Origin of the sequence: Odoribacter sp. AF15-53, from assembly GCF_003479425.1 — a bacterium.
Taxonomy (GTDB): domain Bacteria; phylum Bacteroidota; class Bacteroidia; order Bacteroidales; family Marinifilaceae; genus Butyricimonas.
This window is the reverse complement of record NZ_QUHC01000001.1, coordinates 871425-886387: the sequence shown is the minus strand read 5'-3', so window position 1 is coordinate 886387 and position 14963 is coordinate 871425. Positions and strand designations below refer to the sequence as shown.

The window sequence follows — 14963 nt, the reverse complement described above, 5'->3', positions numbered from 1 at the left end:
ACTTTTAATTTGCATTCACTTCCGTACTTGGTAAGGGTACGATATAATCCAGTTCACTAACCTCCCGATCTGTCTTCCACAACATATTCTTCACCCCCAAACGTTTATACATGTAGAACATCTGGCCTTCTCCAAAAAATTCTCTACGATATTCCCGCATGATTTCAGCTGTCACTTGATCCTGTTGCAAAGGTGTCGCATCCACGTTTCTCGCCTTCATATAAGGAATATACAGAGCATTTGCTTCATTTATACTTGGAGCTGCTTCAATAGCGATTAAATACATTTCAGACAAGCGAATTAACGGGACGACCTGCTTTTGTGAAGCCAATACTTCCATATCCGTGTTTGTGGTGGACGAGGGTTGATCATACTTTTTCAGTACAGGTTTAATATTTCCTTGATTGTCCGGGAGTCGATTCCATATTTGAACCCGATTGTTCACGGCTGTAGACTGACCGGCAAATAAATCATTATTAAATTGTTTTTCTGTAAGATAAATCACTTTAGGATCTGATCGGTCAAATAACCTTCCGATATTATCTTCAATTTCATAATTACTTAAAGCCAAAATACACTCTGAAGGTAATGCGAAATTACTATTGCTAATATCCCCGGCCCCAGCCAATTCAAGTACTTTTTTCCCGTTTTTATCTACCGCATCAATCACTTCTTTAGCCGCGGCATAAGCCTCGGTTTTCTTTCCCATATACATATACAATCTTGCCCGCATTGCTTTCACCGCATAATAATTGAAACGGAACCGACGGAACCCTAAAAATTCATCATCCAACTCTACCTTATAATTTTTGGTATCATAAAAATTATCGAGTTCTTGAAAGGTATACTCAAACACCGGATCGTGATCTTTAAGCAATGCTTCTGCTGCATCAAGATCAGCAAGTATCAGGTTTGTGAAATCATTATACGAGTAATACGGTATAGGAGCCGTGGATACGGTCTTAGCGTAAGGTAACGATACCTGTTTGGTACCATTCTGTGGCATCTGTCCAAACAATCGCAAGATATCCAGATGACAAAAAGCTCGAACGGCTAATGCTTCCGCCTCCACAAGAGCACGAATATCTTCATTCACGATTACATGTTTATATTCAGGAACATTCTTTAATATAATATTCGCCTGGGATATCGTGTTATACATTTCCGCGTAGATCGTGGACATCAATGTCTTCGGATAATCATTTTCGTATTTAAAATCTTTGAGTTCTTGCTCGTTTCTGTAATTACTCTCCGAATAGGTCCAATGCTGTGCCATATACTCGATATCCGTAAGAATCAATTTTAATCCATACAAATTCTTTGAATTCAATTTGATATAACAAGCTGTCAAAGCATTTTTAAACCCATCAACCGACTTGAACATATCCTTTTCATCGGTCTGCGCCTCCGGCTTCACGTCCAACCAATCATTACAAGAGGTTAGTGATAAAGTCGCGAATAGTGTTATATACAGTATAAATTTTCTCATAATATCATTTGTTTAGAACATTACTGAAAGAGTTAGAGTCAATCGACGAGCAAACGGATAAGAAGTTCCTCTCTCTCGTTTGATGGAAGAGATATAGAAAATATCCGACATATTAGCCCCTATATTAAGTGTCTCTATTTTCCATCTGTCACGCAAGAAATCAGAACGGAAGCGATACTCCACGCTGGCACTCTGGAATTGGAATACATTATCATCCATCACGAAACGAGAAGTTGCCTTCGTCGAGGAAGAACCATATCCCTTATACGGTTTCACGTCTCCGGGATTTTGCCATCTCTTTTTCAACACCCGGCTATCAACATTATTTAAATTTATATAACTCGATGTTACTTCCACTTTATTAAGCAAAGTCTCGTTATATTGTTGTCCCCCCCATTGATAAGCAAACGAAAGGTTCACGGAAAGATCTTTCCATGCAAAATAAGTACTCAGATTTCCCCTGTATTTGGGTTCGTCCACACCAAAATAACGCTTGTCCGAAGGATTCCATTTATCCGTGATATTCCCGTTCTTATCTAGGAATATTTCATAACCCGTACTCGGATCAATCCCCAATGAAGGTACAGCCCAAATAGAATTCTGCGCGTAACCTTCATATAATAACGAATTTATCTCCACGTCTTTCGCTTTATAAAGCTCACTTTGTCGTTTGATAGCCTCTGAAAGTTTCGTGATTTTATTTTTCGTATATGCCAGTTTTCCTGTTACCGACCAGATAATATTTCGGTGTGTATCACGCATTAAATAACCGCTAAGCATCACTTCGTATCCGGTATTCTTCACCTCTCCCACGTTGTCCACGTAAGAACTGAACCCGTTTGCTGACGGCAAGTCCATTTGTGATAACAAATTAGATGTCTTCTTGCTGTATAGATCAAAAGAAGCTGACAAACGACCGTCAAAAAGCCCAACTTCAATACCCCCGTTCAATTGTTTTGTCACCTGCCATTTCAACTTCTCGTTACCCAATCCCATCAACTCGGATCCGTTCCAAATAATATAACGTTTTCCCGTGTAACTTTGGAAAGTCGATAATGCCTGATAAGAAGAAAATTGTTGCGATCCGGTTTCTCCGTACGATCCGCGAATCCGGAAATTATTCACGATATCTTGTTTCTCCATGAATTTCTCGTTATGTAGATTCCATCCGATACCGGCACTCCAGAACGGTGCAAATTTATTTTTCGTACCGAACAACGATGATCCGTCCACGCGGAAAGACAAGTCCATGTAATAACGATTATCGTAAATATAGTTGACATTTCCCGTGAACCCTACCCGGCGTGACAATTCTTCCGTACCGGAGGGAACCCCGTTTTTCTCGTATTGCAAAGCATTCCCGATAAAATCCAACTTTTTGTCGGGAAATCCTTCCACGATAAACGTGTAATTGTGATTTTTTTCTTGTGCTATCGAATAATCAAACCCGGCATATACTTGATGCTTGTCCAAAAATGTTTTCGAATAGCTCAACGTCACGTTGGCATCAATATTAATGTCTTCACCCGTACCGTAAGTATATCTTCCCTTGCGAAAATAACTGTCACTATCCGTAGATGATGCAAATGATGTGTGATCCGCTGGCTCAAACTTATCAGACGTGTTCGTCTGTTTCTGTAATCCTAATTGAGCGCGTAAACGTAAATCACTATTAATACTCCACTCTATAGAGAAATTATTCGTGATCAACGTGTATTTGTCCTCGTCTTTCCCGTTCAATCGAGAATTGTAAAGTGGATTATATTGCTTCTCGCCCTTTATCGAGTATTCTTTAATATACTCCCCGTTTTCATCTTTTATCCGGTAATACGGGTTCATCTTAGCGTAATCGGAAAATGTACCATATTTACTCTCTACACCCTTGTTTATGTCTATTCCTGTCTGATTTTTAAAGATCACATTTTTCACCGAGTAAGACAAGGTTACACTACCGCTAAAAGTATTTCTTTCAGATCCTTTCATGGCTCCCATTACCGAGTTATAAGAAAGACTTGTACCCCAACGGAACGCCTCGTTTCCTCCTTCCAAACGCAAATTGTACTTCTGCCCGACTCCGGTACGTATGGGTTGACTCAGCCAATGCGTGTTCACCCCTTTCAAAACCTCCGAGTACAATTCATTGTACCTCTCCTTCAATGCCCTGTCTCTCACAACATCTTCTTTATCATCATACAAACCGACAATACGTTCCAATTCCAATTTATCGCGAGCATTCAACAAATCATAAGAAGAAAGGTCAGGCATTTCAATATTTATTCCTCCCTGCGCGAAAATTCTTAACTTACCGGGCTTGGGAGTTTTCGTCGTCACCACGATCACACCGTTAGCCCCCCGTGAACCATAAATAGCAGTAGCAGAAGCATCTTTCAAGATATTGATATTCTCAATTTCTTCATCATTGAAGTCCATCAATTTTTGTAACGAAATCTCGAATCCATCCATGATTACCAGCGGAGCATTCAATTGCTTTGATGCTTGATTGTTCAATTCATCCACGGTTACGGGCAAAGAGGAATTACCCCGGATATTGATTTCCGGTATCACATTCGGATTACTACCCAAGGCATTATTCGCGACAACGTTAATCGAGGGATCAATATTACGCAAGGTGGCAAGCAAATTCTGTCCTTTATACATCTTTAGCTCTTTAGCCGAAACAGAAGTAACTGCTCCCGTATAACTCTCTTTCGATTTGGTAAAAATACCCGTTACAACCACATCTTCCAGAGTTTCGGTATCTTCAGCCAGCTTCACATCTATCTTCGTTCTTGAACCGATAGCAATCTCTTGCGTTTTCATTCCCACGAACGAGAATACCAGAACTTGATCACCGCTTCCGGGTATTTCCAACTTGTATTCCCCGTCAGGACTTGTTGCTGTTCCCAAGGTGGTTCCCTTAATCATCACCGTAACCCCCGGTAACACATTTCCTTGTTCATCCGTGACTTTACCCGTGATCGTTTTTACCTTCGCTTCCTCTTGCTTTGCATCCTGTTTACGAATAATAATCGTCTTCCCGTTAATCTCGTATCCAAGATTCGTACCTTTCAAGCATTCCGCAAGAATCTGCGCAACCGTCGCATCTTTAAAAGTAACATCCCTCCGGGTAAACGCTTCCAGATTCACATCCCGGTAAACGAAATCATAATCCGAACTTTTACGTATTTCACTAATGATCTCCTTTAAAGAAGCATTTTCCAGCGTAAACGAGATTTTTTTCTCTTGCGAATACGCATCCAGACTAAATTGAGTTGTGAAAATCAAGAAAAGGAAGAATAAAAACCGCCTCTTCCCAACGACATTAGAAATTTTCTTCATAATTTTGTTTTTTGAATTCAACAATTCTCCACATCCTGTTAGCAGCAGGATGTAAATGCAAAAAGTAGTGTTAACAGCGCTACTTTTTTATCTTACTATAACCGTGTTATCTTTTATATCAAATTGAACCTCTCCGGTTCTGCTTATTAATTCTAACACTTGAGAAAAAGCTTCATGCTTTTTCATGTTTAACGAGAACTTGAACGACCGTAATTCATCCCGACTATAAAACACATCAATGTTATACCACCGACTCAAATCCGTCAGTATCTTTTCCAAGGGACAATCATCATACACGAGTCGTCCGTCCGCCCATGCCAGATATAAATCAACATTAACATCCCGGACTTGTAGTCCCAGTGTCGATTTATTAAATACGGCCTGCCTGTTAGGAACAAGTTTCACACTTTTCCCTTTTGCCAGTATCGTCACACTTCCACTAGCCAACGTTGTTTGAATATCGCTCTCATCTTTGTAGGCCCGAACTCCAAAAGTTGTCCCTGTTACCAACACCTTCACATCCCCGGCCATCACGACAAAAGGACGTTCAGCATTCTTACGGACTTTAAAATAAGCCTCTCCGGTCAAATGTACCCGACGTTCATTACCTTGGAATTTCACTGGAAAACTTAAAGTTGATTCAGAATTCAAGTAAATAATCGTACTATCCGACAAGGTTAATAGATATTCTCCTCCCCGGGGAATTTCCAATGTATGAAAAACCTCTGTTGTATCCGGAGAATCAATGTCCCGATATCTTAAAGAACTCGCACTAAATAACAATAAACTATCATTCTTAGCCAGATCAGAACGTAACATTTCATCTTCCAGATTTACTTTACGACCATCCGGCAATATCAAGATCGCACGGGAACCGGGAAGTTGTAAATCATTTTTAACCACCGGGAGCATTTCTCGCCGATTCTCTTTCCCCGAATAATAAAAGATTCCCCACGTGCTTATTAATAAAGCTATAGCCGCGGCATAAGCAAACCATTTTACTTTTCGATCCGGACGTCTGTTCTCCACTTTCTGTTGAAGCATTTGCCATCCCTTCTCTTCTTCCTCTTCCGTTTTTACAAAACGAAATATACTTTTCTCAACGTGTTCATTGGATAACATACGTTGGAAAAGAGCCTCGTGGCTCAGGGAACCAGCTCTCCATTCGCTCAGTTCCCTCTCCTGTGCATCATCCGTCATTCCCTGAATATGCAGGAAAATTAATCGGGCTATATGTTCTTCTCTACTTAACATCTTTTCGGTTTTAATACTAAAGCGATTTAAGTGGCATTTGGTGTAATAAAAAAAACAACTTTTTTTCATTTATTTTTCAGGCTAGAGATAATTCGTCTTTCATTCCAAGTAAAAAAAGGAATGTATACCATTGATAAAAACCAAATTACACAACATCAAAAGAAAATAGAACAAGAGAAAAAACTTGTTCTACTATTCGTTAAAATCATTCTTGGTCAAATATTATTCACGCCTCCTAATCCCACGTACGGAGATTTTAAAACTCAAAGATATACAAAAATTATCCCATGGAACCTGTTGCAAGTTCATTCTCCAGCAACGAATAGACATATAATGAACTCTGAAAATATAATCCTGTTTGAGGATCACGTAATTTGGCATAAGTATCAGAGGCATAAAGAACATCCAAGGCCTCAATTGCAGACATGTGATAATTATTAACAAGTAACTCTGCCAGATCTGTAGTCAAAGCCTCTTTCATATATTCAAATTCTTCACGATTCATCTCTATTAAATTTTTGAAAGAAATGCAATTGCTTTTTGAGTACCGAAAAAGTATTGATAGGTAATACCTTTCATATACTTTAAACGGTTCAAGAACTCAGAACGATCAATATTTCCATCCTTTAGTTTACGAATTTGTAATCCGACTTTATCATTAGCTATCGGACCGTAAACGATATCATACTTTATTTTTACATCTACTCCATCTCTATTGGCAAAAACAAAATCAGCCCACTCTTCAGAATATTCTGTAAAAATTTTTACATGTAATGAATTGTTGGTCATCACGCTTTCGTCAAATTCAAATTTTGAAACAATAGCTTCTCCTCCCAATGTCAACATTTTAAAACGGGCCATTTCAGTTGCTTGCATTTCATTCTCGGACAGATAAAAACCTTTCCCAAAGTCTTTATTAGATTTCGACATCTCCAATTCAATCTTTTCAATTGGCATATTCGAACCGTGGTAAAGAATCATAAGGCACCTCCCACTCTACGACAAAACATGGCAACACTATTAACTGCTTCATCAAAATCCAACGTGTGTATAATACCATAATTTTCCTCTATAAAAGTAACTCCTTTATGAATTCGAATATAACGATAAGCCTGAACATCAGTTAAATTAAACTTCTTGGCGAACTCATTAACCAATGCTATGATGTACTCCAATATATCTCGAACATTATATTTCATATCATATACTTTTATTAAAAACAAGCAGTCTTATTGCAAAGATAAGCATAATTTTTATATGCCAGTACAGAGACAAAAAAATAAACAAAACAACATGTTTTTCTCCCTACCATCGCTTACATCTCTTCGTTATCTCTGGCTTATAGCTTCCTTATCTCTTCGTTCTATAGAAGGTTGGTTTAAGCATGGTATAACGAAAAGATAACGAAGACATGTAAGATTATCTATTGATTATCCATGAATTACAAACAACGATAACTCATCAACAAAAAAGTAATCCATTCAAAATAACCCGCGTGCCCAATTAAGTTGGGGTTATTAAAATATAATCCATATTTTTGCGGGAATGAATTCAAATTAATTAAACACGATAAAATGAAACACTTATTATTTTTATTCCTGTTCGTCTGCACCATTCAACTAAATGGCCAGACGGTCAAAAAGTGGATGGGGCTACCTCCCGTTCCGGTAGAGTTTCCGGCTTTCGGGAACGTGAAAAACGTTGAAAACAAGACATTTTCACAGGCAGATCTATTGACTCTTTCGACCTTTAATATCGAGAACTTCACCCCTTCGGTAGGCTCACGGGAATTGCAATACCATTCACTGACCTGGGAAACCGCAAACGTGACCGATGACATCGTTATTTCCAAAGGTGGGAATGACTCCCCAGCTATCGGACTGAATGCGGTTTACGCGGCCAACACGCAATGGATAAGCGGGAAGCTACAATTCTCTTTTTACGGGAATGCCGAAGTTTACGTGGACGGCGTGAAGGTGATCACGTATACAAGTCACAAGGGAACGGAAGCCGTTAATCAAGAATGTACCGTACAATGGGTTCCGGGTAAACACACGATCATCGTGAAAAGCCTGTTAACAAAAGATAGTGACAAACTATTTTCCGCTCAATTCATTGCTAATCCCGAATTTAAAGATGTTCCGGTAGAATTCACCCTATCACCCAAACGGGGAAAAAACATCCTCGACGTACTAAACGGTCCCCGGGTAGGCGGTTTACAAGTCTCTCCCAGCGGGAAATACCTGATCATGACCGAAGGCGAGATCATCAAAGGTAAAAGCAGCTCTATGACAAACGTGTACAGAATCACCGATAAAGAAATCGTGTACACGTTCTACGGGGACAATGCCAGTAATCTGACTTGGATTCCGGGTGAAGACAAACTATCCTACCTGTTAAAAGAAGGAACGGGGAACTCGTTATATACCTATGATATCGAGCAAAAAAGTCTGAAACGCCTGTTCAAAGCCGATCAATCCATCAGTTCGTTCACCTGGTCCCCGGATCGCAGTTACCTCGTGTATTACAAAAATGAAAATTATAACGCCAAGGAATGGGAATTGCGCAAACTAGACGGGATTGAAGACCGCCAGGCTTACTACCGGAATCGTTATTTCCTGTGTAAATATGATATGAACACCGGGATTCATACCCGCCTGACCTGGGGGAATTACACCACTTCCATCATGGATATCAGTCATAACGGAGATCAGATCCTTATCAGCACGGGCTACCCGGATTATAACGAATACCCCTACAGAAAGCAATCCATCTATCTCCTGAACGCGCGCACGAATCAGGTCGACACGCTTTGGAAAGACCGGTTGGTAGGCATTCAATGCGCTTTCTCTCCCGATGACGCTCAATTAGTAATCAGTGGTGCGGCTGACGCTTTCGGGAAAATAGGCGTGAACATCGCCAAAGGACAAATCGTGAACGGGTACGACACCCAACTCTATATCTATGATCTGAAATCCAAGAACGTGACCCCGATCACGAAAGACTTCAATCCCTCCGTGTCAAATTACGTGTGGCACAAAGACGGTAACATATACATCATAGCCGGGGATACCGATTATATTCACCTGTTCCGCTACGGGAAAGACGGGAAAATCTCGAAAATCAAATGCCCGGGAGACTTGGTACAAAGAATCAGCCTGGCTCAAAACGGGAATATCGGGGTATACACCGCTTCCGATGAAAGTTATCCGACCCGGGTGTACACGTTGAATTTAACCGACCTCGACGCCAAGGAATGGGCGAACCCGCAAGGGGAACAATACAAGAATATTGTTTTCGGACAAGTAAAAGACTGGGATTACAACTACAAGAAAGGCACCACGATTGACGGGCGTTATTACTTACCTGCCGATTTCGATCCGAACAAAAAATACCCGATGATCGTCTACTATTACGGGGGAACCTCTCCGGTTGAAAGAACCTTCGGGGGAAGATGGCCATTTAACCTGTACGCCGCGAATGGGTATGTCGTTTACGTGATGCAACCCTCTGGTACCACCGGGTTCGGGCAGGAATTCTCGGCCCGTCACCAGAATAACTGGGGAATAATCACGGCCGATGAAATCATTGCTTGTACCAAGGCTTTCCTGAAAGCGCATCCTTTCGTGGATGCTAAACGCGTGGGATGCATGGGTGCATCTTATGGCGGATTTACCACCATGTACCTGCAAACCCGCACGGACATCTTTGCCTGTGCCATATCACACGCCGGAATCTCTTCTATTTCCAGCTACTGGGGTGAAGGTTACTGGGGATACAGTTACAGCACCAACGCTTCCGCTCACTCGTTCCCGTGGAACCGCAAGGATATTTACGTCGATCAAAGCCCGTTATTCAACGCTGACAAGGTCAAAACACCCATGCTTCTGTTACACGGGACCGCCGACGTGAACGTTCCCACGGGTGAAAGCATCCAGTTTTACACGGCCCTGAAACTTTTGGGCAAAGATGTAGAACTCGTACTGATCAAGAATGCCGATCATGCCGTGGTTGACTATAATCAACGTATTATCTGGGGTAACACGATCATGGCTTATTTCGCCAAATACCTGAAAGGTCAACCTGCCTGGTGGGAGAACATGTACAAGGATAAAAACCTATAAAACGTAGAATTCAAAATGTAGAATTTAGAAACTGTATTCATTCTAAATTCTACATTTCAAATTCAAAATTAAACATCATGGCACAAGAAATAGAACGTAAATTCTTGATAAAAGGAGATTTTAAGTCAGATTCATTCCAATCAACCCGCGTCACGCAAGGATACCTCTCCTCTGTTCCGGAAAGAACCGTACGCATACGGGTAAAGGGTAATAAGGGATTCATCACGATCAAAGGTAAAAACAGCAAGTCCGGAATCAGCCGTTTCGAGTGGGAAAAAGAGATTCCCGTCAACGAGGCCGAAGAGTTACTAAAACTATGCGAACCGGGAATCATAGACAAAACCCGCTACCTCGTGAAATCCGGCAAACACACGATAGAAGTGGACGAATTTCACGGGGAAAACGAGGGGCTAGTAATTGCTGAAATCGAATTACAAAATGAGAACGAATCATTCATAAAACCGACGTGGTTAAGTTCGGAAGTTACCGGAGAGACAAAATATTACAACGCCATGTTAGCACAAAATCCTTACTCGAAATGGTAGCTATATCTTATTAATTTATAAAACAAAAGAACTTATGAAGCTATCAAATACGAATGCCAAAATTTTACTTGTCGAAGCAAATCGCATCATTGAAAAATACGCAGACTCAGATGCGACTAAAATAGTTGAAAAAAAGGATTTTAATTTCATGTGTTATCCCCCTAATTGCGGATTCTCTGATGCGGAAAAAATAGAACTTGGCAAACTAGACAATAACGAAGCTTTGAAAAGTGCCTTGAGAAAACTATTCGCAAATAATTCTGCAACAGTTCTATTTCATTTATTTAACATTATCGATGAAACGGGAGACCCACAAGGAGAAAACAGCGCATGGACCGGTGTAAAAATGATTGACTTAGAGCCTAATAAAGATCTGGAACCTGCCGAGGATTTTCTACACGACATGTTTTTTGATACCTATTGGGATTGGAGAGAAAAAAGAGGTGAAAAAGGATGGAAATTAGATACGTATGAAGATTAGTTCTTTTGTATTTCCAAGAGAAAAGCATACCTTTGCCGAAAATTTAAAATTTTCATCAAAAAAATATAGGCATGGAGAAGATCCTTAATCGAGCAGCGGACAACATCCGCATCCTTTCAGCTTCTATGGTTGAAAAAGCAAAATCAGGTCATCCGGGCGGAGCTATGGGTGGTGCTGATTACATTAACGTGTTGTATTCCCAATTCTTAAATTTTGATCCGGATGATATGACCTGGGCTAACCGGGACCGTTTTTTCATGGATCCGGGACACATGTCACCGATGCTGTATTCCATGCTAAGCCTGATCGGCACGTACAGCATGGAAGATTTGAAAAACTTCCGTCAATGGGGTAGCGTGACACCCGGACACCCCGAAGTAGACCCGAAACGGGGTGTCGAGAACACATCCGGCCCTCTCGGTCAGGGACATGCCATGGCTGTTGGTGCCGCTATTGCCGAACGGTTCCTAGTAGCCCGTTTCGGTGAATGGATGGCACACAAAACGTACGCTTTTATCTCTGACGGGGGTATTCAGGAAGAAATCTCTCAAGGTGCCGGACGTATTGCCGGAACATTGGGATTATCCAACCTGATCATGTTCTACGATGCCAACGATGTTCAGTTGTCAACCCGCGTGAATGAAGTAACATGCGAGGACACGGCTGCCAAATACCAGGCTTGGGGCTGGAACGTGATCACGATCAACGGAAACAACGCCAACGAGATCATCAAAGCGTTACAGGCCGCTAACGCCGAGAAAGAACGTCCTACCCTGATCATCGGTAAGACATTGATGGGAAAAGGTGCCATGGGGGCTAACGGGGAAGACTTCTCCAACAAAGTGTCCACTCACGGGCAACCGTTAACCGGTGCCGGTGCTTCTATCGAAAAAACCATCGAAAACTTGAGTGGAGACCCGCAGAATCCATTCACGATATTCCCGGAAGTAGCCGAGTTCTACGCGAAAATACTCGATGAAAAACGGGCTTACGCTAAAGCTAAAAAGGTAGAGCAAGCCGCTTGGGAAAAAGCGAACCCGGAACTAGCTGCAAAATTGCACAAGTTCTTGTCCGGCAAAGCTCCCGAAATTGATTATAAAGCTATCCAACATAAAGCAAACATCGCCACGCGTGCCGCTTCGGCTGACGTGTTAGTTGCACTGGCACAGCAAGTAGAGAACATGATCGTCTCTTCTGCCGACCTGAGTAACTCCGATAAAACAGACGGATTCATCAAAGGTGGAGCCCGTGACCTGGTGAAAGGAGACTTCAGCGGGGCCTTCTTACAAGCCGGGGTTGCCGAGTTGACCATGGCTGTTATCTGTAACGGAATCGCTCTTCACGGGGGTATCTTCGTGGCCTGCGGAACCTTCTTCGTGTTCTCCGATTACATGAAACCTGCCGTACGTTTGGCCGCCCTGATGGAAGTTCCGGTGAAATACGTTTGGTCGCATGATGCGTTCCGCGTGGGAGAAGACGGTCCCACCCATCAACCGATCGAGCACGAGGCTCAATTGCGTTTGATGGAAAAACTGGAAAATCACTCCGGAAAAATGAGCTTGTTGGCTTTACGCCCAGCTGATGCAGCGGAAACTTCTGTTGCTTGGAAGATGGCCATGGAAAACACTACCACTCCAACCGCATTAATCCTCTCTAGACAAAATATCACCGACCTCCCCGGCAAAGATCGTTACGACGAAGCTTTACAGGCAGAAAAAGGGGCTTACGTGGTATGCAAGACCGGAGAGAACCCGGACGTGATCCTAGTTGCTTCCGGTTCGGAAGTATCCACGCTGGTTGAAGGGGCAAAACTTCTTCAGGAACGTAAAGGTATCACGGCTCAAATCGTATCCGTCATTTCTGAAGGTCTATTCCGTCATCAATCCCAGGCTTACCAAGAACAAGTTATTCCGGCCAATAAACCGAAATACGGGTTGACCGCGGGCCTATCCGTAACTCTGGAAGGTTTGGTTGGATGCAACGGTCGTATTCACGGTGTAAACCACTTCGGATACTCCGCTCCTGCCAAAGTACTGGACGAGAAATTCGGATTTACCGGAGAATGCGTATTCAACGAAGTATGTGAATTATTAGGGAAATAGCATTCCAAATTACTAGATATCAAGCGGGAATGACGATTGTCATTCCCGCTTCTTTTTAGCCCCGTGGCAGCTAATTTTATTTATTCTAAAAAAAAGATCGAAATACTTGCACGTACTATATAAATACACTATCTTTGCACACGCAAAACGGTAATAGTTTTGACTAACATTGCGGGATGGAGCAGTTGGTAGCTCGTTGGGCTCATAACCCAAAGGTCGTCTGTTCGAGTCAGGCTCCCGCTACAAAAAAAGGATCGATTCTCTCGATCCTTTTTTCATTGTTAATTTATAACGTTCTTTACACCCCCGGTAAATAAATCCAGAATAAACGCTTTCTTATCTTGAATAAACAATACGGACTGTCCATTATTTAACCAGCAAGCAGGTCTTCCGATAACATCATATTCTTTCTGTTTCCCTGTTTCTTGATCCACCAGATAGCATTTATTGGATAAACAGTAAATATACTTATCTTTAGTCCATAAACACCCCCAAACAAAATCACAATCTTTCATTATTATCTCACTTGTTTTAGTAATAATATTGTAAAGTCGTAATTCACTTTCACTTGTCTCGCCTGTAAAATACGTGTACCTATATATAAATCGATCACAGGAGGGACTCCAAGCATACACGAATGTATTCTTCGTTGGCACTTTTGTTTTTATAATCTTGTTATCTCTCAGAGAAATCAACACGGTTTTTCCGAAAGGCATTTCCTTGTACGTTAACAATTCCCCGTTAGGTGATACTGTAATAGAAGTACAATTCATATTACCTTTTGACACTTTCCTCTCTCGCGAATCGTGCAATTTTCTACTGAAGACAGCAGGTTCCATCCCTTTATGGGATGAAATATAGTACGATTCCTGATTTACGCTAGAATATTCCAACAAATACTCGTTCGAAGAAGATGTCCCGTTCGGCTCCATCGTTTTCGTGAAAACATTCACTATATACTGTTGGGACAAACCACCATATTTTGACAAAAAAAGAATCCGTTGATTATCAATCCAGTTCAATGAAGTTTTATATTGCGAATCAAAATCCAACACAGAAGAATTAGTAATCTGAGACAACGTATCTTTCTGTAGATCATAAAGAAAAATATCTTGGACATGCCCCATATAACATATAAATGCAACAAAATTACCGTCAGGGGACACTTGCCCCTCACCCACTTTCGTAATTTGACCATTCACTTGAATACTCGTGAGAATCAAAATAAACAGAAACAATTTTTTCACCATAACTCAAACCATTTAACACGGATAAAAATAAGAAAAATACTACATCTCACGTTATTCTGTATGCATTTTTTAATATGGTATTACACCTTCACGAAGGTATATCAAATTATAAAAGCTTGCATTAAGGAAATAGAAAAAGGATCGATTTTCACCGATCCTTTGCCTGTAGCGGGAGCCTGACTCGAACAGACGACCTTTGGGTTATGAGCCCAACGAGCTACCAACTGCTCCATCCCGCAATGTTAGTCAAAACTTGTTCTGTTTTGCGAGTGCAAAGATAGAGCATGTTTTTCATATTTCCAAATAATGGAGAGACAAATATTCTTTTATTTCATTAAATCGGAACAAAGAATTAATAATATTCCTTGGCTATTCTAAA

The 14963-nt window shown here is 41.2% G+C and carries 11 protein-coding genes and 2 tRNA genes; 5 read left to right on the top strand and 8 right to left on the bottom strand.

Annotation, left to right across the window (positions count from 1 at the left end; translation table 11 throughout):
• Window positions 1-4: 4 nt before the first annotated feature.
• From DWW52_RS03560 to DWW52_RS03535, 6 genes are all read right to left on the bottom strand, one after another.
• Window positions 5-1489, bottom strand: a complete 1485-nt coding sequence (locus DWW52_RS03560) for a RagB/SusD family nutrient uptake outer membrane protein (RefSeq protein ID WP_118714074.1) — start codon at window positions 1487-1489, stop codon at window positions 5-7.
• A 12-nt stretch (window positions 1490-1501) separates the two neighbouring features.
• Complete coding sequence (locus DWW52_RS03555) at window positions 1502-4828, bottom strand: SusC/RagA family TonB-linked outer membrane protein (RefSeq protein ID WP_118714073.1); 3327 nt, start codon at window positions 4826-4828, stop codon at window positions 1502-1504.
• 87 nt (window positions 4829-4915) lie between these two features.
• Window positions 4916-6082 carry a FecR family protein gene (locus DWW52_RS03550; RefSeq protein ID WP_158582472.1) on the bottom strand — a complete coding sequence of 389 codons (1167 nt, stop codon included), beginning with the start codon at window positions 6080-6082 and terminating at the stop codon, window positions 4916-4918.
• A 280-nt stretch (window positions 6083-6362) separates the two neighbouring features.
• Window positions 6363-6587, bottom strand: a complete 225-nt coding sequence (locus DWW52_RS03545; RefSeq protein ID WP_118714071.1) for a hypothetical protein — start codon at window positions 6585-6587, stop codon at window positions 6363-6365.
• 5 nt (window positions 6588-6592) lie between these two features.
• Window positions 6593-7039: a DUF3990 domain-containing protein gene (locus DWW52_RS03540; RefSeq protein WP_370449476.1), complete on the bottom strand. Its 447-nt coding sequence runs from the start codon at window positions 7037-7039 to the stop codon at window positions 6593-6595.
• A gap of 20 nt (window positions 7040-7059) precedes the next feature.
• The gene (locus tag DWW52_RS03535; protein ID WP_118714069.1) at window positions 7060-7281 is read right to left on the bottom strand and encodes a DUF3791 domain-containing protein; all 222 of its coding nucleotides are present in this window, start codon (window positions 7279-7281) and stop codon (window positions 7060-7062) included.
• A 375-nt stretch (window positions 7282-7656) separates the two neighbouring features.
• Here DWW52_RS03535 and DWW52_RS03530 point away from each other — a divergent pair, with 375 nt between their 5' ends.
• The 5 genes from DWW52_RS03530 (at window position 7657) to DWW52_RS03510 (ending at window position 13577) form a co-directional block, all read left to right on the top strand.
• Window positions 7657-10206 carry a prolyl oligopeptidase family serine peptidase gene (locus tag DWW52_RS03530; RefSeq protein ID WP_199691946.1) on the top strand — a complete coding sequence of 850 codons (2550 nt, stop codon included), beginning with the start codon at window positions 7657-7659 and terminating at the stop codon, window positions 10204-10206.
• 77 nt (window positions 10207-10283) lie between these two features.
• Entirely contained in the window at window positions 10284-10751 is a 468-nt protein-coding gene (locus tag DWW52_RS03525; protein WP_118714068.1) for a CYTH domain-containing protein, read from the top strand.
• A gap of 34 nt (window positions 10752-10785) precedes the next feature.
• The gene (locus DWW52_RS03520) at window positions 10786-11232 is read left to right on the top strand and encodes a hypothetical protein (protein WP_118714067.1); all 447 of its coding nucleotides are present in this window, start codon (window positions 10786-10788) and stop codon (window positions 11230-11232) included.
• A gap of 71 nt (window positions 11233-11303) precedes the next feature.
• Window positions 11304-13334 carry a transketolase family protein gene (locus DWW52_RS03515; RefSeq protein ID WP_370449475.1) on the top strand — a complete coding sequence of 677 codons (2031 nt, stop codon included), beginning with the start codon at window positions 11304-11306 and terminating at the stop codon, window positions 13332-13334.
• Window positions 13335-13504: 170 nt separating this feature from the next.
• Window positions 13505-13577 (top strand) — tRNA-Met (locus tag DWW52_RS03510).
• A 38-nt stretch (window positions 13578-13615) separates the two neighbouring features.
• On the opposite strand, the gene DWW52_RS03505 is transcribed toward DWW52_RS03510, so the two are convergent.
• Window positions 13616-14584: a hypothetical protein gene (locus DWW52_RS03505; protein ID WP_118714065.1), complete on the bottom strand. Its 969-nt coding sequence runs from the start codon at window positions 14582-14584 to the stop codon at window positions 13616-13618.
• Window positions 14585-14750: 166 nt separating this feature from the next.
• Window positions 14751-14823: transfer RNA gene (locus DWW52_RS03500), tRNA-Met, on the bottom strand.
• Window positions 14824-14963 lie beyond the last annotated feature (140 nt).

Bases quoted from the DNA above. Each gene is read 5' to 3' on its own strand.
- DWW52_RS03550 (WP_158582472.1), bottom strand. From the start codon at position 6,082: ATGTTAAGTAGAGAAGAACATATAGCCCGATTAATTTTCCTGCATATT.
- DWW52_RS03540 (WP_370449476.1), bottom strand. From the start codon at position 7,039: ATGCCAATTGAAAAGATTGAATTGGAGATGTCGAAATCTAATAAAGAC.
- DWW52_RS03560 (WP_118714074.1), bottom strand. From the start codon at position 1,489: ATGAGAAAATTTATACTGTATATAACACTATTCGCGACTTTATCACTA.
- DWW52_RS03530 (WP_199691946.1), top strand. From the start codon at position 7,657: ATGAAACACTTATTATTTTTATTCCTGTTCGTCTGCACCATTCAACTA.
- DWW52_RS03535 (WP_118714069.1), bottom strand. From the start codon at position 7,281: ATGAAATATAATGTTCGAGATATATTGGAGTACATCATAGCATTGGTT.
- DWW52_RS03555 (WP_118714073.1), bottom strand. From the start codon at position 4,828: ATGAAGAAAATTTCTAATGTCGTTGGGAAGAGGCGGTTTTTATTCTTC.
- DWW52_RS03515 (WP_370449475.1), top strand. From the start codon at position 11,304: ATGGAGAAGATCCTTAATCGAGCAGCGGACAACATCCGCATCCTTTCA.
- DWW52_RS03545 (WP_118714071.1), bottom strand. From the start codon at position 6,587: ATGAATCGTGAAGAATTTGAATATATGAAAGAGGCTTTGACTACAGAT.
- DWW52_RS03505 (WP_118714065.1), bottom strand. From the start codon at position 14,584: ATGGTGAAAAAATTGTTTCTGTTTATTTTGATTCTCACGAGTATTCAA.
- DWW52_RS03525 (WP_118714068.1), top strand. From the start codon at position 10,284: ATGGCACAAGAAATAGAACGTAAATTCTTGATAAAAGGAGATTTTAAG.
- DWW52_RS03520 (WP_118714067.1), top strand. From the start codon at position 10,786: ATGAAGCTATCAAATACGAATGCCAAAATTTTACTTGTCGAAGCAAAT.